The organism is Mesorhizobium temperatum, from assembly GCF_002284575.1.
Lineage (GTDB): Bacteria > Pseudomonadota > Alphaproteobacteria > Rhizobiales > Rhizobiaceae > Mesorhizobium > Mesorhizobium temperatum.
Map to the genome: position 1 here is coordinate 51,721 of NZ_NPKJ01000022.1, position 22,325 is coordinate 74,045.

18 protein-coding genes are annotated in these 22,325 nt (G+C 57.1%); 10 read left to right on the forward strand and 8 right to left on the reverse strand.

Annotation, left to right across the window (positions count from 1 at the left end):
* Nucleotides 1–20: 20 nt before the first annotated feature.
* The 4 genes from CIT26_RS06200 to CIT26_RS06210 form a co-directional block, all read right to left on the reverse strand.
* Nucleotides 21–1,517: a lipopolysaccharide biosynthesis protein gene (locus CIT26_RS06200; protein ID WP_167391297.1), complete on the reverse strand. Its 1,497-nt coding sequence runs from the start codon at nucleotides 1,515–1,517 to the stop codon at nucleotides 21–23.
* A gap of 357 nt (nucleotides 1,518–1,874) precedes the next feature.
* Entirely contained in the window at nucleotides 1,875–3,104 is a 1,230-nt protein-coding gene (locus tag CIT26_RS06205) for a glycosyltransferase (RefSeq protein WP_095491754.1), read from the reverse strand.
* A 58-nt stretch (nucleotides 3,105–3,162) separates the two neighbouring features.
* Entirely contained in the window at nucleotides 3,163–3,321 is a 159-nt protein-coding gene (locus tag CIT26_RS36435) for a hypothetical protein (RefSeq protein WP_167391298.1), read from the reverse strand.
* A 13-nt stretch (nucleotides 3,322–3,334) separates the two neighbouring features.
* The gene (locus CIT26_RS06210) at nucleotides 3,335–4,582 is read right to left on the reverse strand and encodes a glycosyltransferase (RefSeq protein ID WP_095491755.1); all 1,248 of its coding nucleotides are present in this window, start codon (nucleotides 4,580–4,582) and stop codon (nucleotides 3,335–3,337) included.
* Nucleotides 4,583–5,017: 435 nt separating this feature from the next.
* Between CIT26_RS06210 and CIT26_RS06215 the strand changes: the two genes are divergently transcribed.
* Together CIT26_RS06215 and CIT26_RS06220 are read left to right on the forward strand one after the other, a co-directional pair.
* Entirely contained in the window at nucleotides 5,018–6,115 is a 1,098-nt protein-coding gene (locus CIT26_RS06215; protein WP_095491756.1) for a polysaccharide pyruvyl transferase family protein, read from the forward strand.
* A gap of 471 nt (nucleotides 6,116–6,586) precedes the next feature.
* A complete protein-coding gene (locus tag CIT26_RS06220; RefSeq protein ID WP_095491757.1) occupies nucleotides 6,587–7,324 on the forward strand; it encodes a class I SAM-dependent methyltransferase in 738 nt (245 codons plus the stop codon).
* Nucleotides 7,325–7,780: 456 nt separating this feature from the next.
* On the opposite strand, the gene CIT26_RS38650 is transcribed toward CIT26_RS06220, so the two are convergent.
* Nucleotides 7,781–8,137 (reverse strand): glycosyltransferase, encoded by a 357-nt coding sequence (locus CIT26_RS38650; protein ID WP_143747800.1) that lies wholly within the window; start codon nucleotides 8,135–8,137, stop codon nucleotides 7,781–7,783.
* Nucleotides 8,138–8,432: 295 nt separating this feature from the next.
* On the opposite strand from CIT26_RS38650, the gene CIT26_RS06230 reads away from it, so the two are divergent.
* The 5 genes from CIT26_RS06230 (at nucleotide 8,433) to CIT26_RS06250 (ending at nucleotide 15,396) form a co-directional block, all read left to right on the forward strand.
* The gene (locus CIT26_RS06230; protein ID WP_143747792.1) at nucleotides 8,433–11,009 is read left to right on the forward strand and encodes an SGNH/GDSL hydrolase family protein; all 2,577 of its coding nucleotides are present in this window, start codon (nucleotides 8,433–8,435) and stop codon (nucleotides 11,007–11,009) included.
* Nucleotides 11,006–11,266: an acyl carrier protein gene (locus CIT26_RS06235; protein ID WP_206072729.1), complete on the forward strand. Its 261-nt coding sequence runs from the start codon at nucleotides 11,006–11,008 to the stop codon at nucleotides 11,264–11,266. The genes CIT26_RS06230 and CIT26_RS06235 overlap by 4 nt, the downstream gene beginning before the upstream one ends.
* 8 nt (nucleotides 11,267–11,274) lie before the next feature.
* A complete protein-coding gene (locus CIT26_RS06240) occupies nucleotides 11,275–12,837 on the forward strand; it encodes an amino acid adenylation domain-containing protein (RefSeq protein ID WP_095491760.1) in 1,563 nt (520 codons plus the stop codon).
* Nucleotides 12,837–13,985, forward strand: a complete 1,149-nt coding sequence (locus CIT26_RS06245; RefSeq protein WP_095491761.1) for an acyl-CoA dehydrogenase family protein — start codon at nucleotides 12,837–12,839, stop codon at nucleotides 13,983–13,985. The genes CIT26_RS06240 and CIT26_RS06245 overlap by 1 nt, the downstream gene beginning before the upstream one ends.
* Nucleotides 13,986–14,244: 259 nt before the next feature.
* On the forward strand, nucleotides 14,245–15,396 hold the full coding sequence (locus CIT26_RS06250) for a glycosyltransferase (RefSeq protein WP_095491762.1): 1,152 nt from the start codon (nucleotides 14,245–14,247) through the stop codon (nucleotides 15,394–15,396).
* A 368-nt stretch (nucleotides 15,397–15,764) separates the two neighbouring features.
* On the opposite strand, the gene CIT26_RS06255 is transcribed toward CIT26_RS06250, so the two are convergent.
* Nucleotides 15,765–17,132: an exopolysaccharide biosynthesis polyprenyl glycosylphosphotransferase gene (locus CIT26_RS06255; RefSeq protein ID WP_167391300.1), complete on the reverse strand. Its 1,368-nt coding sequence runs from the start codon at nucleotides 17,130–17,132 to the stop codon at nucleotides 15,765–15,767.
* A gap of 390 nt (nucleotides 17,133–17,522) precedes the next feature.
* Here CIT26_RS06255 and CIT26_RS06260 point away from each other — a divergent pair, with 390 nt between their 5' ends.
* The 3 genes from CIT26_RS06260 (at nucleotide 17,523) to CIT26_RS06270 (ending at nucleotide 20,080) form a co-directional block, all read left to right on the forward strand.
* Nucleotides 17,523–18,245, forward strand: a complete 723-nt coding sequence (locus CIT26_RS06260; RefSeq protein ID WP_095491764.1) for a Crp/Fnr family transcriptional regulator — start codon at nucleotides 17,523–17,525, stop codon at nucleotides 18,243–18,245.
* A 315-nt stretch (nucleotides 18,246–18,560) separates the two neighbouring features.
* Nucleotides 18,561–18,854, forward strand: coding sequence for a hypothetical protein (locus CIT26_RS06265; protein ID WP_095491765.1), 294 nt, complete (start codon nucleotides 18,561–18,563; stop codon nucleotides 18,852–18,854).
* A 251-nt stretch (nucleotides 18,855–19,105) separates the two neighbouring features.
* Nucleotides 19,106–20,080: a Vgb family protein gene (locus CIT26_RS06270; RefSeq protein ID WP_143747793.1), complete on the forward strand. Its 975-nt coding sequence runs from the start codon at nucleotides 19,106–19,108 to the stop codon at nucleotides 20,078–20,080.
* Between the two features lie 93 nt (nucleotides 20,081–20,173).
* Here the strand turns inward: CIT26_RS06270 and CIT26_RS06275 are convergent, their stop codons facing one another.
* Nucleotides 20,174–21,076, reverse strand: a complete 903-nt coding sequence (locus CIT26_RS06275) for a calcium-binding protein (protein WP_095491766.1) — start codon at nucleotides 21,074–21,076, stop codon at nucleotides 20,174–20,176.
* On the reverse strand, nucleotides 20,991–22,316 hold the full coding sequence (locus tag CIT26_RS06280; RefSeq protein ID WP_095491767.1) for a GDSL-type esterase/lipase family protein: 1,326 nt from the start codon (nucleotides 22,314–22,316) through the stop codon (nucleotides 20,991–20,993). Before CIT26_RS06280 ends, CIT26_RS06275 begins: the two co-directional genes overlap by 86 nt.
* Nucleotides 22,317–22,325: the final 9 nt, after the last annotated feature.

Here is a 22,325-nt window from a genome sequence, read left to right on the forward strand (position 1 = left end):
CGAGTGTGCAGTACCGTTGGCTATGCAAATCTAATCCATTTCGTTTTCTTGGATGTTAGGGTTTGCAGGACTTCCGCGCCATATTTCCCGAAGAGTAGCGACGCTCTCAGATAGACAGTGACAACGGACAATGTACCTATAACGAGAAGCCCGGTCGCGAGTACAAGATAGTCGGGCGATCCGGCAAGCAGCATTTTGACCGCCAAGCCGGTGGCGAACACCACAGCGGCGAATGCGACAGGCGGCACATGGACGAGCGCGAAATCCAGAGCTGATAATCCCGTTATCCGACAAGTCATCGCCGCATAAAGGAAAAAACTCGTCGCAATAGCGCCGGACACTGAAAAGGCTACTGCGTTCACGCCGTAGGGCGCCGAGAAGAACGCGAATGAAGCGACAAGGGCCATGTAAATGATCTGCATGGAGGCCGTTCGGTAACTTTGGCCCGTCGCAAGCGTCACTGCTCCGCACACTCTGTAACCCACGCGGAAATAAATTACTGCAGAGAATATGATAATAGGAACGACGGCATCCGTCCATTTCTGGCCGAGGATTGTCAGAACAATCTCTTTTGCGAAACAGCATAGAAATGCGCTAGTCGGTAGAGAAAGCGCCGCGGTCAAAGCATAACCCTTAAGCTGAGCCGTGCGGAGTCTCGCCTTATCGTGATGAACCTTCGACAGGAGCGGGAAAACCACACTCTTGTTCAGATTGCCGAACAGAGTTGCCGGCATCGCGATCAGATAATACGCTCGCGAGTAAATGCCCAGCTCTGCAGTGCCGATCAAGCGCGCGACAATGACATTATCGATATATTTGGCGGTGACGGATGATATACCAGCCAGCGAATAGCCCAGGCTCTGTCTGCGGATATCGCGATAGGACTGCATGTCGAAACTGGGCCTCACGAGATAGTCCCTGGCGATGAAGAAATAGATGCTGGCCAGGATCGATGCCTCGGCCATATACGCGACCACCAAGGCCCAATAGCTGAGTCCAAAATAGGCAAGCGGAATGGCTAGGCCGACATGGGAAGCAATCCAAGCGACCAGACTCGCTATCGAGGATATTTTGAATTTCAGGTGCCGCGACAAAATAGCCTCGGCGGTCAGATTGAACGCGTTCGCGACCATCATCACCGCAAGGAGGCGCGAAATGAGGACCAATTCCGGCACATGAAGAAAATCGGCAATCTGCGGTGCAAACGCCCATTGAAGCAAGCCGAGAATGGCAGCGGTTGTCATGGACAAGAAAATTACGGTTCCGATATGGCGCTCGTCGACGTCCCGTCGCTGGACCAGGACTTGCGACATGCCGAGATTGGCAATGTTATTGCCGACGGCTGCGATGATCAGCGCAGCGCCGGCAACGCCGTACTCCTGGGGGGAAAGCAGGCGCGCCAGAACGGCCGTGACCAGGACATTCAAAAAGGTTCGGGCCAGCAATGTGGTACCCGACCACGAGAGGCCGTTGGCTGCCCTTCGTGTCAGGTTTTTATGTCCAGTTACCTCGTTCAAGTTGACTTGCTCCGGACTGTCCAATTGGACTGCCACGCTTCAGTGCATGCAAGCGTGCTCCAACCCTCATGAGCTATTTTCTCGCCCACGCCTCGCGGGTGGATCCCTCAGGCGCCCAATCACCGTTTTCTCCATCGCTTTTCTCCATCGCTTCATCAACCTAAGTCATTATGGCAGCGGATACTGCCGCATCCAGGCACTTTTCCCTAGCCACGAAGCTCAGCTTTTCGCGAAAGTCGACCGTCATGGCTGATTACTTGGCCTCTTTGCTGCGTTGCAGGCGATCAAGAATCTCGTTCAGCGCCTCTCTTCGGCATCAATAGTCGTCATTGCTTAGGCCGGCTTCGGGGTTGCTCCTTAATAACCTATCGCCTTACGATCTGGGTGGCAGTGTCCCACAAGAGTGGCATACAACCTCATTTGCCGTGTTGCGACGCTTTCCATGCTGAATCGCGCATTGACTGTTTGTACTGCGCGCCGCGCCATCTCATCGCGCTCGGCTTCCGATAGGCCGAGCGTGCGAAGAAGAAGTCCGCAATACTCCGCATGCGAGCGAGCCAAGAAGCCGCTGCGCTCATGCTCCACAACGTCGGACGCACCGCTGACATCGGTGATGATCGGGACCACGCCGCAACTCATGGCCTCGAGCAGTGCGTTTGACATGCCTTCCGTAACCGAAGTGGAAAGATAGAAATCAGCCTCCCGCAGAAAGGGAAAGACATCTTCGACCGCGCCGGTGAATGTGACCCTGCCGGAAAGGCCCAACCGGGCCGCCTGTTCCTCAAGGGTGACGCGGCACTTGCCATCGCCCAGGATGGTGAGTTGCGCCTTTGCGTCGGCGGGAAGTGCCGCGAACGCATCGATCATGTGCTCGAGGCATTTTTCCGGATCCAGACGGCCAAGGCAGATAAAGCGTCGGCTGCCATCGGCGCTCGGCTCGCGGCGCGGCCTGCGGGGCAGATCGATCCCATTCGGAATCATATGAATGCGATCCGCGCCGATGCCATGTCTCTCCAGATCACCAGCGATTTGGCGGCTATTGGCGATGAAGGCCGTGACGTGACGTTTAATCAAGGCGGACGCCCAGCGACCGATGATTTTCTTTTCGCGCACAACGTCGAGATCGAAACACCGTCCGCCCCGGCCCAATTTTGCGAGAACCGGTTTGCGCAGGAGGGCTCCTGTCAATGCCGCCGGAACAGCGTGAAGTCGGGCATGAATGATATGTACGACATCGAATTCGTCGCGGCGGCGCAGCATCCAGATCACAACCTGGACACACCACGACAGGAACGACAGCATATGCCGCCCGCCCAAATACGGAGCCGCGCGCAAACGAAGGCGATGGATAGGCACCCCGTCGATGGCGGACCGTTTCGGGGTCGAGTGCGACAGTCTGGGTGCCAGAATGGTTGCGGAAACGCCGCTTTCAACCAGCACCCGAGCAAATCGCCGCGCCTGTTGTTCGCCGCCGCCATATGACTCAGGAAAATAGGTTGGGAGCACGAGCAGAACACGTATGCTGGGAAGAGCTTCGGCTCGCGGGGTCTTCATCGGATAAGCGGAGGCAACTTCTGCTGCAATCATATCAATCCGCCGGATAGCGTTCCTGGAGCCAAGGCGGCCACCAAATTTACAACCCGTCTCATGTGCAAAAAAGAAGATGCCTCTTTGGCATCTCACTGCCTTTCAGCGCATCGATCCCCTTGTCGTCCAGATCGACGCACTCCACCTCATCCCCGAAATCGGCGAAGTATGCACCGCTAACCAATCCGGCAAGCTGCCCGATCACCGTCAAACGCATAGGCTGCACCCGTTCACCGCGGAAGCGCCACATTTCCGACAGGAGGTGTTGTTGATACTCCCTTGCTTGCCCGATGCTGGTCAAGAGCCTCCCGGTAAATGGCATCGGTCCGCTTGCCCACCAGCTTGACGTCCCAGTTCGAAAGATCCGTCGCCGCGGCACCTTGGGCGAGGCTGGCCAGTCTTGCACGATCCTCCAGGAGGGCGGCAATGGCGTCGGCCATGGCTGCCATATCATCCGCGGGTGTAATCACACCGTTGATACCAGGGCGGAGCACTTCGCGAAGACCTGGCAGATCGCAAGCGATGCAGGGCTTGCCACCGGCGAGATATTGAATGACCACGCGGGGCAATCCCTCCCGCATGGAACAGAGCAGGCAGAGATCCGCGAGCGCGATCAGCCGCTCGGGGTCGTCCCGATAACCGGTCAAGACCACTTGCCGCTCGAGCCCAAGCCGCTTGGCCCGCGATTCCACGGTCGAGCGAAGCGGCCCGTCGCCCGCGAGCACAAGCACCGCGTCGTGTAACCGGACGGCGACTTTGTTGAAAGCGTCCAGAAATTCCGTGTGTCGCTTGCGTGGCTCGAAAGCCGCAATCATCAAGAGCACAGGCGGGCGCGGCGCGCCCGGGGTCAAGCGCAACAAATTGCGCCAATCGTCGGGCGGACCGGCGTTGCGGAAACGATCGAGATCGAATCCGGAATGGACGACATAATGTTTGTCTGGATGTCCCACTCCTGCGCTCAAGCATAAGTCGCGGATGCCCTCGCTCACACTGATGAACGCGCTGGTGATCGGCGCTGCCAGCCTTTCCAAGGCGAGATAAGCAAACCGCTCGGCGACGCCGACATTGACAAAAGGCACGATATGCACGCCATGAACGATCGCTGGAACTCCCGCCGCCCATGCGGCGAAACGCCCGAGAATGCCTGCCTTGCTGGTATGCGTATGCACGATGTCGGCATTCAAGGCGCGGAATCTCCGGGTGAGCGCCAACAATGCCCTCATGTCGGAGACAGGCGATATGGACCGAGTCAGGCCCGGGACGCCAATGAGTTCCACCCGCGGGTCCACTTTAGCTATGATTTCCGGCTGGACCGTCTCGCCATGTAGCAGGACAACATCATGCCCCCCTTGCGCGGCCCAATTGCAGGAATGGACAGTATTCTCATCGGCACCGCCATTGATGAGACGGGTGATGACATGAGCGATACGCAGTCGACGCCCCAAGTCAATCTTGCCTTCCGCATCCTGTACTTTCATATCGCCGCACCGATCGCGCTGAATTTACCCGTTGGGTGCGTTCCCACCCCCAGCCGCGCTTTTGGTCCATGTGTCGCGATATCGGTGCTACTGCATTGGAGTGACATGCCACGCCCCGGTGGGTGCATGCCGTATGGAGATGAACCCCGAATCCTAAGTGTGCCCATCTTTCTTGGGCCATACAGTCCGTAAGGAGGGTTATTCCAACGGCTTCCAGTCGATCAGATCTAACTTGTTGGATTTAAACGTCTCAGAGAACTGCCGCTGTTACCCCGGGCACAGCGGAGTGATTATTTTGTGGTATACCTTGCACCAATACTTCTGCCTCACCGCGTTTGCGCGAAAATCGGATCGGAACCGGACTCGTTCAAAAAAGTAGTCGCGCTCCCCGTTCGCGCATAAGCCCGAGCGCCGAGCACCTCAGAGGAGCGCAGCATGACGACGGTTCTCCGGGTCGGGATATTTGGCTTTTACAGCTATCAGAATCTCGGCGACAATATCATGGCCTATCTTTTTTCCAAGTGTGTAAAAGATGAGGGGCATGATCCAATAGTTTATGCGAAGCAGCGCTCCGACAAAATGGATTGGGGTTTTCAGATATGCTCTGATATCAAAGAATTTGTCGAGTCAGTCGATGTAATTATATTTGGAGGAGGCGGACTACTCATCCCGAGACCGCAACCTTCCGAAGTTGTGCAGGATTTCAACGATGATCTTGGTCTTGTTCTAGAATACACTAAAGAAAAATCCATGCAGTTATTTGCATTTTCCATAGGAGGCGCAGGAAAAGACATCGATGAAATTGTACCCGTTGCGCGCCAAGAACTTATAAGACGCCTAAACTATGTAACACTGAGAAATCGCGAGGATCTAAAACTCCTTGCACAAGCGAGCACCGAAGGCGAGTTCTTGGATGATGTCGTATGGACGACCTCCCGCAGAATTTCTGGAAGTAGATATGACAAAGGGCGCTCGCGTCTACGTGTGGGGCTCAACATCTACCTTGGTTCGTCCCGTCGGTCTCGGTTGGCAAAACGCATACTGCAGATTGTAACACGAATTCGCAAAGATATAGATTTCATTTTCTATGAAATCAATCCAAAGAAAGATGGATATTTCGGAGCATTTTGCGCCAACCTGTCACAAGACAATTGCAGCAGCAAAATTTTAACTGACGTGGAAGATGCATGTGGCGAGGCGTCTTCGCTTGACCTGCTGATTACCACTCGACTGCACTTTGGCGTAATTGCAATGAGCTACGGCGTGCCATGTATTGCATATTCGGGAGCGGAGAAAACAAGACTATTGTACAAGCGTATCAACAGATCCTCTTTTTTCTGGAGAATCGGGGATATTCATAAGCTGCTTTTTCTGTTTCTATTTCCAGGCGCCATACAAAAGATCATACGCGACGGTAGCGAGGCTATTAGCCCCGTGATTGTAGAAAATGCGATGCAACACTACACACGACTGTCACGGTCGCTTGAAGGGGTACTCGGAGCTTCTTCCCGTTCGGTGCATCATCTACAATAAGGCTCTTTGCCTCGAGCGCACCGATCATGTTGCTCGGGCGTTTTTCCGGATCGAGGCAGCAAAGGCAGATAGAGCGTCGGCTGCCATCGGCGTTCGGTTCGCGGCGCGACTTGTGGGGCAGATCGATCCCATTCGGAATCGGCTGCCAATCTTAGAGACGGGTCGCTGTTACCGCGGGCACAGCGGAGCAATTTTTTTCTGATACACTTATGTACTGGTACTTCTGCTGGTACTTCTGCGTTTGCGCGGAACCGGACTCGTCCAAAGAAGTCAAGGTCTAATGAACGGGGCGCTTTACCCGTCAGGGATGGGAGCCATGGGAGGGGACCAGCAGCTTGCGGATCTTTCGCGTGCCCCAAAGCTACTTCTTGTCGTCTTAAATGTGTTGCGCGGCGAAGGTCCAACGGATCGCCAGTTTAAACGATCGTAGCGGTGTGACTACACGATCAGCTTTGGTGAGGAAGGACAAAAATGGAAGTCATCTCATATCTTAGAGCAACCCAGGAGCGGACCCAATCGGGCGGTGAGGCGGCCATTGCAGCCCTGCAATTGGTTCGGCTGTACGACGCAGCGGCTGCGCGACCGAATGGCACATTTCTAGAACTTGGGACGGATCGGGGGCAGGCCACTAAAATGATTCTTGCTGCCTGCGAGAAGAACGGCGGGAACCTGGTCTCGGTCGATATCCGGGATTGCTCAAGTGCGGCAGTTAGCTGTCGCTGGACCTTTGTTCAGGCAGACTCCACAGATCGCAAGACCATCCTAAACAAAGCGCCCATTCTGCAGGATGGGATCGATTTAGTCTATGTCGATAGTCTGCACACGCCAGAACACGTGTTGAATGAAGTGTATACGTGGTTCAGCCTGGTTCGAAAAGGAGGCACAATCTGCTTCGATGACATTGATCCGAACCCATATATGCGAGGGCGAAGGAAGGACAATCCCCAAATTGAGATTGCTAACCGAAGGATTTTTTATGTAGTTCAGAGCGTTTTCTACGACAACTTAGACCAGCTTCAGATGACGGTAGACTTCGGTAGTACCGGCCTTGCGATGCTCAGGAAAACATCTGAGATTGGATCGGAACTCAAGCCGTTCAACCATTTGCCTGCAGAACGCAATAGTACGTTTCTGGCGAAGCTCAGCGTGCGGTTTGGAGAAAGATACTACGCGCACAAAGGCGATGGATCGGACTTTTTGACAGCGTGAAGTGTACCCGGATGCCGTGAGGTATTTTGATCCTGAGCACTCCATTTCTCCTTGGCGTTCATGACGCAGCTCATCATTATTGTCGGTATACGAAGTATGGCCTGAAATGGCTGCTTAACGATCGACGAATGTGCCGAGCTTGCTGGCTTTGCGAATGAGGTCATGATCGCGATACAGCACGGAGCTTCCTGTCCAGAGGTCAAGCAGATCCAACAGAGCCCGCGCACGGGGTGGCGGACGCCCCCGCTGATGCCCCGACGGCTAAAAACGCGCGCGGCGTTCCCTGTGGCGCTGTGAGCTTTGGCTCAAAGGAGAGATTCCAGCGTTTCTCGGGACAGGCGGTTCAAGATCGACAGGGCTCGCTTGGTCTCGATTGGCTCGCATCGGGGAAACGGTGAAGAAAATTCCTGTGCGGATGCATCAGACTCGGATGCCCGTTCGCCAAACGGAATCCATTCAACGATGCTCAAGGAAGAGAGGCTGTTTGCAAGGCGTTTGACATGCCTTCCGACACCGAGGTCGAAAGATAGAAATCAGCCTCCCGCAGAAGGGAAAGACATCTTCGACCGCGCCGGCGAATGTGACCCTGCTGGAAAGGCCCAACCGGGCCGCCTGTTCCTCGAAAGTGGCGCGGCATTGGCCATCGCCCAGGATGGTGAGTTGCGCCTTTGCCTCGGCGGGAAGTGCCGCGAACTCGTCGATTATGTGATCGAGCGTTCCCGGATTAAGATGGCCAAGGCAGATAGAGCGTCGACTGCCATCGGCGTTCGGCTCGCGGCGCGGATTGCGGGGCAGATCGATCCCATTCGGAATCGGCTTTCAATCGGTCAGATTTAGCTTGTTGGATTTAAGCGACTTAGAGACGGGTCGCTGTTACCCCGGGCACAGCGGAGCGATTTTATCGTGATAAACTTATGTACTGGAACTTCTGCGTTTGCGCGGAACCGGACTCGTTCAAAGAAGTCAAGGCAACGCTCTAAGGACCGGGCGCTTACCCGTCAGGAGATGGGAGTCATGGGAGGGGGGAACCAGCAGCTTGCGGATCTTTCGCATGCCCCAAAGCTACTTCTTGTCGATGTCCGCTGGCAGCTGGTTGAGGCGCGCGAGCGTGCATTCGATCAAGACATTGTCTCTTCCCTGGTCGGCGGATCCTGCGGGGACTGAGTCGAGAAGCATCCTGGCTTGGTTCGCCATAGCCGGCGAACTGGCCCTCTTCATCGCGCTGGTCTATCTCCTCAGGCTCGAGACTACTGCGCTTGTCCGCGTCCTGCTCGTTGCCCTCGCCGGCTGGTGCGTGCACTACTTCCTGCCACAGCGTTACCGGCTGCCGTTTTTCGTGCTGCTCTCATTCGCGGCTATCGCCGCAGTTTTCGCGAACCTTGGGCCCAACTGGCACCACTGGAGATTTGAGGGCCTCATCGATGCCGCCTGGATCGTCGCCATTGGGCTTGTACTGATCGGAATTGTCCACCTACCGATCGCTTTTGGATGGAGAGTGCTGGCGCTGGTTGGCGCCGGTTGCGGGCTCGCCGCCGCACGAATGGACTGGATTGCGATCCCGTGGACGCGCGCCGTCTGGCCCGTGCTCGCTTCAATGTTTATGTTCCGTCTCATTGTCTATGCGTACGAAATGCGGCGTGACCAGAGGATGGCGACGGTTTCGGAACGTCTCGCGTATTTTTTCATGTTGCCGAACGTGTGCTTCCCGCTCTTTCCGGTCGTAGATTTTAGAACTTTCCGTAGCAGCTACTACAATGCTGACCGGCATTATATCTATCAAACAGGTGTTCAGTGGATGTTTCGCGGCGCTATCCATTTAATATGCTACCGTATCGTGTACCAGCGGTTTGTGATCGATGCTGCGGACGTACACAATCAGGTTGAGCTTTTGCAATTTATCATATGGCCATTTTTACTTTATCTGAAGGTTTCAGGAACTTTTCACATAATCACCGGGATTTTGCATTTATTTGGATTCAACCTTCCAGAAACCCACAATCTGTACTTTCTTTCCTCAAGTTTCACAGATTTCTGGCGTCGAATAAATATATACTGGAAGGACTTCATAATGAAAATTGTATACTATCCGTTGTATTTTCGTTTTCGACGCTGGGGAGAGAGCGTAGCGCTGGTCAGCGCGACCCTCCTCGCGTTCCTCGCGACTTGGCTGCTGCACAACTATCAGTGGTTCTGGTTACGTGGCACCTGGGTATTCACCTGGAACGACTTCCTCTTCTGGATGATCCTCGCAGTGCTCGTGACGGTCAACGCCCTCTATGAAATGCGGCACGGTCGCACGCGGCGCCTGCGTGGCGGGGCACTAAGCTGGAACGGTGCGCTGCAAACTGCGAGCCGGACCATTGGCGTATTCGTCGTCATCTCGCTCCTGTGGTCGTTTTGGAGCGCGAGCTCGGTCCCGCAATGGTTCTCGGTCTTCGACACTGTGGGCGTGGAAGGCCCTGGCAAAATGACGCCCGCCCTCGTACTGGTCGCGGTGGCAGCTATCATTGGCATTCCTGCGCTTGCGCTCGCGCGCGGCGGCGCCGACCGCCAGTACAGTTTCCGACGGTCGGTTGCGTCGGTCGGTGTCTGCGGGTTGATCGCGGTTTGCATCTCGCTCCCCGTGGTTCACGATCGCCTCGGGGAGACGGTCAGTACCGCAATGGCCGACATTAGAGTGCCGAACCTCAATAGCCGCGACAACGCGAACCTGGAGCGCGGCTACTACGAGAACCTCGTCAATGTCGGCGCATTTAACCCAGAACTCTGGATTGTCTATGGCCAACGACGACACGACGGTTGGGACAATTTGGACAAGACGCCACTGAGCGAGTTCACGGGTGCGCTTCCCACGACCTATCTGCGACCACTCTCCCAAGCAGACTTTAAGGGAACGCGGGTCCACATCAACCGCTGGGGCATGCGAGATCGGGACTACGAAAAGATTCCTACTCCCGGCACCCCACGAATCGCAATCGTCGGCTCTTCGCATGTCTTCGGCGAGGGCGTCGCGGATGACGAGACTTTCGAGGGCCTGTTGGAGCGGCGGCTGAATGCGCAGGCAGCCGACAGCGGGTATCGACACTACGAGGTGCTGAACTTTGCCGTTGGGGGTTATCTTCCTCTGGACATTCTGGCCATCATCGAGGATCGAGTGCTCGCATTCAAACCAAAGTACATCTTTTACTTCGAGCACAGCGCGCTTGTTCCACGAACGCTAAAGCGTCTCGGGAAAGCAATCCAGAATGGCTCAGCATATCGCTACGACTTCGTGAGTGACATTGTACGCGAGAGCGGGATCGATCCCAGCGCCGACCGCGAGGTGCTTCAAAGAAAGCTCACGCCCTACGGAGAGAGACTTCTGCGTGCAATCTATTCTCGAATCGTGGAAGCCGCGAAGCGAGAAGGTGTCGGGGTCTTTTGGATCTATCTACCCAGACCAGACGAGAGGACCAGTCCCGAGCTGGAGAGGCGCCTCGCTTCCGAGGCTGGATTCAACGTTCTCGATCTTTCCAACGTGTATGACGGGCACGACTGGCGGACCCTTCTTGTAGCACCTTGGGACGATCACCCAAACGCCGCCGGCCATCGGCTCGTCGCCGACAAGCTTTACGAAGTGCTGCAGCAACACCAGGATCTAATTCCCCTGAACCTTGCGGTTGCTCCACAAAAGGAGAAACAATGAACGCGATCCAGATCAGGACGATGGCCAGGGATTTCATATTGAAGGAATTTCTGCCCGGTGAAAGGCCGGAGAATCTGACGGATTCAACGGAGCTGATAACTGACGGCATTCTCGACTCGCTGGCGACGCTTAAGCTCGTTGCCTACCTGGAAAAATCCTGCGGCATCGAAATCGCCCCTGACGAACTCGTGCCGGAGAACCTGAACTCCATCGCCCAAATTGCCAATTTCGTCCAGTCGAAGCAGCCGTCCACATAGAGCCCGCCATGACGGTCGCTGCCTTACACGAATATCTGGAACAGAGCGCGAGGCGGTATCCCCAGACGTGCGCCGCTGTCGAGGCGAGCTCTGGGCGGCAGATCACCTACTGCGAGCTCGACGCGCTGTCGGACCAAGTCCGCGACCATCTGCGTCGGATCGGCGTCCGGCCGGCGGACCGCGTCGGCATTTGCCTTCCAAAATCGATCGCCTCGCTCGCTGTTCTGTTCGGCATCTTAAAGGTGGGCGCGGCGTATGTGCCCGTCGACTCTCTGGCACCGCCTGCGCGTAACGCGTTCATATTTAACGACTGCGGCGTGCGCGCGATTTTCGTGGAGGCGTCCCGAGCCGAAACTTTGCGCTGTGAGTTGGCGCGCTTGGCTGCGGAACCTTGTCTCTTACCGCTCGACTGGTCCGACGGTCCCTCGCCGCTCGCGACGTACCTGGCTCGCGTAGAGGCCGGCGGCTTGGCAGTGGAGGACGAATCGGCGCGGCCGGGGCCGGACAACCTCGCTTACGTGCTTTACACTTCGGGCTCGACCGGCCAGCCGAAGGGCGTGATGCTGACGCATCGTAATGGCTCGAGCTACGTGGACTGGTGTTCCGATATCCTCGCCCCTGACGAGAACGACCGCTTCTCCTCCCATGCGCCTTTCCACTTCGACCTGTCTATTCTCGACATCTTCGTACCGCTGAAGCACGGCGCGACCGTATTCCTCATCGGTGAGGAGCTCGGCAAGAATCCGACCCGGATGGCGTCGGTTATCGCCGAGCGGCGGTTGACCGTCTGGTATTCCACGCCCTCCGTACTCACGCTTCTGGTCGAGCACGGCAGCCTTGATGCTCGCGACGACCACGCTCTTCGGTTCATTCTATTTGCCGGCGAGGTTTTTCCGGTCAAGCATCTGCGCAGGCTAAAGGCTGTGGTCCCACGCGCACGCTACCTGAATCTCTATGGCCCAACCGAAACCAACGTCTGTACCTACTACGAAATCCCGCAGACGATCGCCGAAGACCGCTCGGCGCCGTTTCCGATCGGGCGCGCCTGCTCGCATGTTAAGGCACGCGTGATCGATCCGAATGGTCGCAACGTGCCGCGAGGCCAGGAAGGCGAGCTCGCAATCAGCGGTGCTCCCGTGATGCTGGGCTATTGGAACATGCCTGAGCGAACAAGCGCCGCTTTTCATGTCGATTCAAGCGGTCGCTGGTACCGTACCGGCGATGTAGTGATCGAAGGCGATGGCGGAGTCTACACCTTCCGCGGTCGACGCGACCGGATGGTGAAGAGACGGGGATATCGGATCGAACTCGGCGAGATCGAGACGGCGCTCTATCGCCATCCAGCGATCTCCGAGGTGGCGGCGATCGCTCGCTCGGAGGAGTCGGGCGTCTCCATAAAGGTGTTCTATGCCTCGCGCGACGGCCATGCGCTGTCACTCATCGAGCTGAAGCGGTTCTGCGCCCACAACTTGCCGGCCTACATGGCCCCGGACTGGTTCTCGCATCAGCAGTTACTTCCCAAGACATCGACAGATAAAATCGACTACCAGCATCTGATGAGGATGGAGTAGTGGATTTCGCGCTGAACGAGGAGCAGCGTATCCTGCGTGGCCAGATCCTTCGCTTCGCGCAAGATAAGCTCAATAAAGATGTCAGGCAGCGCGACCGAGACCAAGTATTCCAGCGCGAGTTGTGGGGGGCTTGCGCGCAGATGGGCCTGACCGGCCTGCCAGTCCCCCAGGCCTACGGGGGACCCGGTCTTGATTCCCTGTCCACGGCCATTGCAATCGATGCGCTTGGCTACGGCTGCGAGGACTCCGGCTTGGTCTTCTCGATCTGCGCCCACCTTCTGGCGTGCGTGGTGCCGATTTGGAAGTTCGGCACTGAAGAGCAGAAGATTCGATATCTTCCGGGGCTCTGTGATGGCACTTTGATCGCAGCCAATGCGATGAGCGAACCGGAGTCGGGCTCCGATGCATTTGCGATGCAAACCCGGGCGGAGCCTCATGGCGACGGCTTTCTAATCAACGGCACGAAGACCTTCGTGAGCAACGGGCCGGTGGCAGATGTTGCCGTCGTCTTTGCTGTCACTGACCGCGCCAAGGGGTATTTCGGCGGCATCACGAGCTTCCTCGTGGACCGCGCGCTGCCCGGCTATCGGGTCGCGCAAAAGTTCGAAAAAATGGGACTGCGGACGTCTCCGATCGGGGAGCTTGTCTTCGAGGACGTATTTGTTTCGAAGGACGCTGTTCTCGGTGGAGTGGGCGGCGGCTCCAGGCTGTTCGCTCATAGCATGGACTGGGAGCGGGCGTGCCTATTCGCTAGTCATGTAGGCACCATGGAGCGGCTTCTGGAAAAGGCAGTGGCCTATACGCGCACCCGACGTCAGTCCGGTCAGGCCATCTCCAAGCACCAGGCCGTCGCCCATAAGATTGCCGACATGAAGATGCAGGTGGAGGCGGCCCGACTGCTTGTCTACAAGGCGGCGTGGGGCCTTGAGCGTTCCCAGTCCGTATCCCTCGACGCCGCCGTTTCGAAGCTCTTTGTGAGCGAATCGCTAGTTCGCACGACGCTCGATGTCGTCCAGGTCTTCGGCGGCTATGGTTTCTTGAGCGAATTCGACGTCGAACGTGCCGTGCGTGATGCCATCGGCAGCAAACTCTATTCCGGAACTTCGGAGATACAGCGCAACATTATTGCTGGCTGGCTGGGGCTTTGATGACGGCTGTGGTCAGAACCTGTCCGTGAAGGGCGGCGTGTGCTGTCGCTGGGCCTGCCCTCAGTTCGCGAAAAAGGGCGACGCTCGATTTTGGTGAGGCAACCGGAGAGTGGTACTATCGCAACCCATGGAGCCACCGGGGCGGAGGGGGCTTTCGTCGTTCGACTTGGGTGCGTCTGCCCAGCCCGTGGTCTCCGAACTTGCGGCTCAGAGGCGAAGAACTAGACCAGCCGCGACGCGTGAAAGATAGGCTTTGTGGATGCGGCTTCTCTATATACATTCTGCGCACGTCCCGGCGCCGGCCGCCAATGCGGTACAAGTCGCAAAGATGTGCCATGCATTTCGGGTTGCCGGAGCGGAGGTCCTACTAGCGCTTCCACGCGCCTCCATGAATACACGGGATCATTATGAGAAGATCGCGCGCGAATACGGATTCGGTACCGAGTTCCCATTCCGCGTTCTCCCTGTACCCTTTTGGCCTGTGCCCGGCCGGGAGCTTTTTTTTGCTGTGTTGGCGCTGCTTGCTGCGGTCTGGCTGCGGCCGCATGTCGTCTTTACACGCTCGGCTACTGTAGCGCTTGTTTCTGCCGGACTTTTCGGGTTCACGACCGTTTTTGAGCTTCACGACCCGATTGGCAGTTTGAGCAGACGTCAGCGTCAGCGCCTTGCCAAAGTGATAGGCCTAGAGGCATTTCGTATGCTGGTCGTCACGTCGCAACGTCTGCGAGACGACAGCATCCGCCTCTTTCCTCAACATGCGGGAAAATTTCTCATCGCGCCCAATGGCGCGGATCCTGTTCCGCCGAATGGCGAGCCATTCAGCCTCAGCGGCACGTTCAAGGTTGGTTATGTCGGACATCTGTATAAGGGAAAAGGCATGGAGATAATAAGCGCTATTGCGCCTCGATGCGGCTGGGCGACATTTCACATCGTCGGGGGAACACCAGGCGATATAGAGTATTGGACATCGAAGCTGGCCAAATGCCCGAACACAGTGTTTCATGGCTACGTTCCTCACGCCGCGACATGTGCTTACTTGGCCGAAATGGACGTTGTACTCGCGCCCTATCTTAGAAATGTAGAGGGCCAGGGCGGCGGTCGAAATATCGCTGAGGGAATGTCGCCGCTCAAGCTCTTCGAATATATGGCGCATGGCAAACCCATAGTGTCCTCCGACCTGTCAGTTATCCGAGAAGTTTTGAGGGATAGCGTCAACAGCGTTCTGGTGTCGCCAGACAACCCGTCCGACTGGGTCAAAGCTCTTCAGCGCCTGCGCGAAAACAAGGCGCTTCGGGATCAGATTGGTCGGCAGGCGAAGGCAGACTTTCTGGCCAGGTACAGCCGCATCGCACGCGCAACCAACATTCTAGCGGAAATCAAGAGCCGGATGCCGTCGAGCGGAAGCTCATAGGACTGCACAATTTCTCTTGTTGAAGGCGGCTGCGCCGCCAGCAAGCCTGCTTTCCGTTCGCCGCAATGAGCCCGTGGTCCGTCCTGAACCGTTGAATGGCAGATCCGACTGCCCCCGGCTTTTTGCTGACGTTCCGTCATGCGTTGCTCCGACCATCTCCCCGCGTCGCGTTGATTTTCGCATTGAGCTAAATTTAGCCTGCGAGATGCGCCACTGTCCGCGACTGAACCGGCGCGAACCCGATTGTGAGGCTCGATGTACTCGCTGGCGGCCGGATCGCCCGAAGCATCAGAATCAAAATTATCCGTTCAATCGGCCGGAGGATAGACTACATAAATCCATTTAGCTTCCTGAGAAGCTGCTATACATCAATAGACATTACGATCCGAAAAGATCAGTAGAGCAGTTTTCCAAATTATCTTAACGTCGAGAAGCATGCTCCAGGATTTTATATACCAGAGGTCGTGCTCAACGCGCTTTTCCATCCTCCAGAGTTCCTTCGTTTCCCCTCGAAAGCCATTGATCTGAGCCCAGCCTGTCAAACCGGGTTTTACATGATGACGATAAGCATAGCTCGCAATGATCACACTATAGGTATCGTCATGAGCGATGGCGTGAGGTCGGGGCCCAACCAGAGACATCTCCCCCCGAAGCACGTTGAATAATTGCGGCAGCTCGTCGATGTTTGACCGGCGCAATATTCGGCCAAGTCGGGTAACCCGCGCATCATTACGCTGAGCCTGGCGAATTTGTGTACCGTTCTCCTGCACCGTCATCGATCGGAATTTGTAAATATTGAACGGCTTACCACCAAAACCTCGTCGCATCTGCCGGAACAGCACAGGGCGACCGTTCTCGATCGCTATGGCACATGCGACCAAGGCCATCAACGGACACAGGAACAGTAGGAGGAGGGATGCAACAGCAATGTCGAACAACCGCTTGAGCAGGCGTTCGGCAGGCCTCAACGGCATACGCTGGACTTCGAAGGCTCGCTGCCAGCCGGTGTGCAGCGGGCATCCAGCCAGAATTCTATCTATGTAGGCGTCGGCGAAAAGATAAATCGGCAGCGGGAGGCGGGACATTTCCTCCAGGATGCGTTCGATCAACTTCCGCTGGTCCCAAGAGCAAAAGAGATAAACTGCCCCATACGAGCCATTACGGAACGCAGCTTGTGCAGCTGCGACGGCGGCATGCACCGATCGTGCTGCGATCGTGCCATCGTCGTTCTCGATGTTCGAAACACCACAAACCGCGATACCCTGTTGCCCAAGCTTGTTGATTATCCCCTGTTCCTTTCCAGGAACGCCAGAGTAAAACAGATAAACTGTGCGCAACACGAGTTTCTCAGCCGCCAGAAGCCGTTTCAGCCCACGCGCTAGAACCGCGTGGCCAGGCAGCAGGATTGGAAATCCGACCGCAAACGCCAGCGTCAAGGAGCCGCGCGAGAACGTCGACGTCGTCTTCGTGAGAAAGGCGAGCCAGAGAATTGAAAAGAAAACAAACAGCCAGCCGCTGAAGAGTGTTTTGATCCTGCAGTGATCGTCCAGGATGCCACTAACCGTGTAGGCGCCCCTGGCGGTCATGAATGCGACCAGCAATAGGCCGGCGGTAACACTTAGGCAGATCGAATCCCAGATATCTGGCGGCCTCACGCCGAAGGCCCTATGGTAGAGCTCAATTGACGCAAGAAGTATTGTCTGTCCAAGGAGGAAATCAGCAGTTGCGAGAAACACGCAAACTGCTCCCACGGGGAGCCGTAGCGGCTCTACGCTTCGCTTCCAGAGCGCACGCGACGCCTCGGTTGGTGCATGCCGCATAGAGACGAACCCCCCGAATCCTGTTGCATCCCTTCTCCTTCTTGGCTCATGGCACACGCCATCCCATAAGGAGGGGGTTATCCCAACGGCTTCCAGTCGGTTAGATTTGATTTAAATGTCTCAGAGACATGCCGCTGTTACCCCGGGCACAGACGAGTCTCTATTTTATCGTATCCTAATGTGCTAATATTTTCTGCCTTAACGCGTCTGCGCGAGAACGGACCGGAAGTCGGACTCGTTCAAAGAGGTGGTCAAGGCAACGCTTTAGGGGGCCGGGGGCGCTTACCCTATCAGGGAGAGGGAGCCATGGCAGAGAATGGCGCTGAGGTTCGGGTCAAACAGCTGAACAAAATACGTTTATTTCGGCAATTTGGGCAAGATACTCTTAGTGAAATGGCGAAAGCAGCCATCCTAAGGAGGGTTCCAAAGAATAAAGTTTTAACTCATCTTGGCGACATACCGCGTTATATTTACTACATAATTCACGGAAAAGTTCGTCTTAGTGTTCCCCTCTCAGACGGCCGAGAATTCATCTTTTCCGATCTTGGTCCCGGTGACACTTTCGACTTGACTAGATTGTTCATCGCGCGACACAGTAACATGAACGCTGCGTCAGTTGTGGACAGCGACTTGCTCCAAATCGAAGCAGCTTTCATGGCTAGTGTCTTCGACAAGCACCCAGATCTCGCACTGAAGGTGATCCCGTACTTATGCCAAGCAACGCACGACGCGCAAGAGCGAGTGATCCACAGTGCGTCCAGTGCCCTATCCATTCGATTGGCGAGCACGCTCTTGCGATTGACTGAGACCCCGCACAGCACGGCTACCGTGAATGGAGCTCTGAGCATCCACATTTCGCAGACCGACCTCGCGGCAATGATCCCGGCGTCTCGAGCGAAAGTGAATCGTTGCCTGAGAGAATGGGAACGGCGGTATCTGACCCAATACGACCACGGCTCGCTGACAATTCTCAATCGCACCGCATTAGAGTCTGTTGCTCTTGGCTACTCGCGTTTGATCGTTCAATGATGCCTTTCCCGTGTGCTCGGCATCTCCACGCCATCCTCCGGGAAGATAATGAACCGGAAGTGGTGCCGGTCGTGCTCGGATCGCTCGGTAAAGTCCTTACGTCGGCGTCGTAGGTCGCCGCACCGGACATGTGCGCCTTCCTAGGTAACGAGACACCGCTCACTGCCGTGCAGACTGCGTCGACTGCGCCCGAGATTGGACGATGGCACGCACCAGGGCACCGCCTCTTTGCTGTGCTCGGCGCGACTTTGCTGTTGGAGAATCCGGGACTACACTATCGTCGGCTCCGCCCATGTACCTCACGTCGGGGGAAGAATGGATCTGCAAGCCTTCAGAAATTCGATTGCGAAATCGCAACCGCCCGCCGGCTTGAGCCCTGCCCTGCAGGCGCTGTGGTGGGATGCGAAGGGCGATTGGGATAAGGCGCACGAGCGCGCACAGGTGCGCGACGATACGGCGGGTATGCGCGTGCATGCCTACCTGCATCGCAAGGAAGGCGATCAATCGAATGCGGAATATTGGTATCGTCGCTGCAACGCCGCGCCGTCGATCTTGACGCTTGATGAGGAATGGCAAGAGTTGGCGCGTGCACTTTTGGGGCAAAGCTGACGCCTTCCGCACGCCAAGTCTGGTTTTGGCCGCGATCCCGTCGTCGTATGCACGTTTTTCTACGATGCTATGCCTATCGACGATTCTGGGCTTGCAGGCCTAGATGAGGGCAGGGGCTACGCTAGCTCCTGATTTTGATCAGCAAGCGGCACGGCGAGCTCGGCATCTGCGGCTCGGCGCCGCAGTGGCGCGAAAAGGGTACGTGGACCGCTCGCTGTGCAAACTGAAACTCGCGATGTGAGGAGTTCGCCATGTTTCGTACGATTGCGTCGGCGCTGTTCGTCGCGCTGCTCTGCTCGGTGGTCGCGCGTGCCGCCGCGGAGAAAGTCCGCTACTATCCTGTTCCGGAGGGCGCCGGCCCGCACGATGTCGCTCCGGCGCCGGATGGCTCCGTATGGTACACCGCCCAGGGACAAGGCGCGCTTGGGCGGCTCGATCCTGATACAGGCGCGGTCAAGCACATCACCCTTGGCGACGGCTCGGCGCCGCACGGGGTGATCGTTGGTGGTCCCGACGGCGCCGCCTGGGTGACCGACGGCGGCCTCAACGCCATCGTGCGCGTCGATCCTGAGACGGAAGCGGTGAAGGCCTTTCCGCTCCCCGAGGGGCACGGCAACGCGAACCTCAACACCGGTTCCTTCGACAAGGACGGGAGGCTCTGGTTCACTGGGCAGGACGGCATTTACGGCAGGCTCGATCCGGCGAGCGGCAAGGTCGATGTTTGGAACGCGCCACGCGGTCGCGGCCCCTACGGGATCACGACCACGCCGTCCGGTGAGGTCTACTACGCCTCGCTCGCCGGCAACCATATCGCCAGGATCGATGTCTCGACCGGCGAGGCTTCCCCGATCGACCCGCCGACCGCGGATCAGGGCGCCCGCCGCGTCTGGTCGGATTCCAAAGGCCGCATCTGGGTCAGCGAATGGAACGCCGGCCAGGTTAGCGTCTTCGATCCGGCAGCAAATGATTGGCGTAGCTGGAAGCTGCCCGGAGACGAGCCCCAGGCCTATGCCGTCTATGTCGATGAACGCGACAAGGTCTGGCTCACCGATTTCAGCGCGAACGCCATCGTCCGCTTCGACCCGGAAACGCAGACCTTCGCGAGCTTCCCGTCCGACCGCGACAACGCCAACGTGCGTCAGCTCAACGGGCGCTCCGGCGAGATATGGGGCGCGGAGTCCGGTACCGACCGCCTTATCGTGATCGAGACCGAAACGGGCAAATAAAGCAAAAGAGGTCGAGGCAACGACGAAGGGCAATTGCGCGAAGAGACCGCATGTCAGCGACTATCTTTTGACATCGCGTAGGGAGATGCCGCTCTACACGAAGAGAAAATCGCTGTTCGAGATGCTTGCAACGAGGACACCGTTTAGTGAAAGCATGTCACTGGTGGAGAAGACGACCAGCGTGTCGCTCCCGACCTGCCGGAGTTCGCTGTAGTTTTGGTATCCTGAAATCTCCAGGAGATCATCGCCGGAAAGGTCGAAGTCGGTGATGGTGTCGTGGCCATCGCCGGCGGCGAAGACGAAGCTGTCGTTTCCCGTTCCGCCGGTGAGGATATCGGTGCCAAGACCACCGACGAGCCGGTCCGACCCGCCTCGGCCGTCCAGCCGATCTGCGCCGCCGAGGCCTTCGAGCGTGTTCGCTGCGCCGTTGCCCACCATGGTGTTGGCGAGCCCGTTGCCCTTTCCCGCCAGATTGGCAGCCGACCTCAGGAAGAGGTTTTCGACGTTGTCGGCCAGGGTCCAGTTTAGATAGGCGTGCGTCTCGTCGAAGCCGCCATTGGTCTCTTCGATGGTTTTGTCACCGGCGTTGTCGACATAGTAGACGTCATCACCCGCGCCGCCGACAAGCGTGTCGGCGCCCGCTTTTCCGTTCAAGATGTCGCTGCCGTCCATTCCATAAATGACGTCCGCACCGGAACCGCCGGTAAGCGTATTGTTGCCGTCGTCCCCTACGATTGACCCCGGCGGCGGCTCATCGAGTGGATCGATCCAGACGAAATCCGAACTGCTCAAGGAGGTTCTAGCTACGTCTTTCAGGAGAACAGTGTCACTGTCGGAAAAGACGACCAGCGTGTCGCTCCCGACCTGCCGGAGTTCGCTGTAGTTTTGGTATCCAGAAATCTCCAGGAGATCATCGCCGGAAAGGTCGAAGTCGGTGATGGCCGTGGCCGGCGGTGAAGACGAAGCTGTCGTTTCCCGTTCCGCCGGTGAGGACATCGGCGCCGAGACCTCCGACGAGCCGGTCCGATCCGCCCCGGCCATCCAGCCGATCGACGCCGCCGAGGCCTTCGAGCGTGTTCGCTCCGCCGTTGCCCACCATGGCGTTGGCGAGCCCGTTGCCTTTTGCCGCCAGATTGGCAGCCGGCCTCAGGAAGAGGTTTTCGACGTTGTCGGCCAGGGTCCAGTTTTTATAAGCATGCGTTTCGTCAATGCCGCCATTGGTCGCCTCGATGGTTTTGTCACCGGCATTGTCGACATAGTAGACGTCGTTACCCGTGCCGCCGACAAGCGTGTCGGCGCCGACCCCGCCGATGAGTTGGTCGGAGCCGCCGCGGCCCTCCAGCAAATCATCGCCCGCCAGCCCATCCAGCACGTTGGCTCCCTCGTTTCCGCCGAGTTGGTCGGCAAAGGAAGACCCTGTAAGATTTTCAATGCTGGTGAAGGTATCGCGGTCTCTTCCGATGCCGGTCCCGTCCAGCCTGAAGTGTTCCTCCAGGGCATCTATCCAGTGCGCGGCGATTTTCGCATAGCCATCGGCAGTCGGATGCAGTCCGCTGTCAAGCGGCGGTGCTGTGATGTCATCTGGTGTCAGATCACGCATGTCGACAAAGATGACCTTATGCCCTTGGACGGCCAGTTCAGAGATCAGACCGGGCATTGCATCGTTGTAGGCGTCGACGCGGTCTGCACGCGCTTGTGACTGTTGGCCGACGCGAACGGGAGGCAAGGATCCGACGAAGACGGTTAAAGCGGGATCGCTGGAGGTCAGGCTGAGCAAAAGGGTGCGCAGATCCTGCAGCATTGTTGGCACGCTATCGGTCGAGCTGTCATTTGTTCCGGCGATCAGCAGCACGGCGTCGGGTTTCGTAGCTGCCACAACATCGTTGTCGATGCCGTTCAGTTGATTGAGCGTCCAGTTGCGGTGACCTTCGTGATCCCGATCGCCCATGCTGGCGGGGCCGTTGGACGAGGAACCGACGAAGTCGATCTTCACATTGAGTGCGTCCAACTGTTCCAGCATGTACTTCCGATATCCGCCGCTTTCGGTATCGGAAGAGCTCGCGATCACTCCATATGTAATGGAATCGCCCAGCGGCAGTATCGACAGCAACTTGTAAGCATGACCGGAAGCCAAATCGGCGATGACTCCACGGGACGAAGCGCCGTAAGTGACTGCGTCTGAACCGGCACCGCCGGCGAAAGCGTCTGGACGGCTGCTATCATAGAACACCGTCATAGTATTTTC

Bases quoted from the DNA above. Each gene is read 5' to 3' on its own strand.
- CIT26_RS06205 (WP_095491754.1), bottom strand. From the start codon at position 3,104: ATGATTGCAGCAGAAGTTGCCTCCGCTTATCCGATGAAGACCCCGCGA.
- CIT26_RS36435 (WP_167391298.1), bottom strand. From the start codon at position 3,321: ATGCGTTTGACGGTGATCGGGCAGCTTGCCGGATTGGTTAGCGGTGCA.
- CIT26_RS06210 (WP_095491755.1), bottom strand. From the start codon at position 4,582: ATGAAAGTACAGGATGCGGAAGGCAAGATTGACTTGGGGCGTCGACTG.
- CIT26_RS06215 (WP_095491756.1), top strand. From the start codon at position 5,018: ATGACGACGGTTCTCCGGGTCGGGATATTTGGCTTTTACAGCTATCAG.
- CIT26_RS06220 (WP_095491757.1), top strand. From the start codon at position 6,587: ATGGAAGTCATCTCATATCTTAGAGCAACCCAGGAGCGGACCCAATCG.
- CIT26_RS06235 (WP_206072729.1), top strand. From the start codon at position 11,006: ATGAACGCGATCCAGATCAGGACGATGGCCAGGGATTTCATATTGAAG.
- CIT26_RS06240 (WP_095491760.1), top strand. From the start codon at position 11,275: ATGACGGTCGCTGCCTTACACGAATATCTGGAACAGAGCGCGAGGCGG.
- CIT26_RS06250 (WP_095491762.1), top strand. From the start codon at position 14,245: ATGCGGCTTCTCTATATACATTCTGCGCACGTCCCGGCGCCGGCCGCC.
- CIT26_RS06260 (WP_095491764.1), top strand. From the start codon at position 17,523: ATGGCAGAGAATGGCGCTGAGGTTCGGGTCAAACAGCTGAACAAAATA.
- CIT26_RS06265 (WP_095491765.1), top strand. From the start codon at position 18,561: ATGGATCTGCAAGCCTTCAGAAATTCGATTGCGAAATCGCAACCGCCC.
- CIT26_RS06270 (WP_143747793.1), top strand. From the start codon at position 19,106: ATGTTTCGTACGATTGCGTCGGCGCTGTTCGTCGCGCTGCTCTGCTCG.
- CIT26_RS06275 (WP_095491766.1), bottom strand. From the start codon at position 21,076: ATGTCCTCACCGGCGGAACGGGAAACGACAGCTTCGTCTTCACCGCCG.
- CIT26_RS06280 (WP_095491767.1), bottom strand. From the start codon at position 22,316: ATGACGGTGTTCTATGATAGCAGCCGTCCAGACGCTTTCGCCGGCGGT.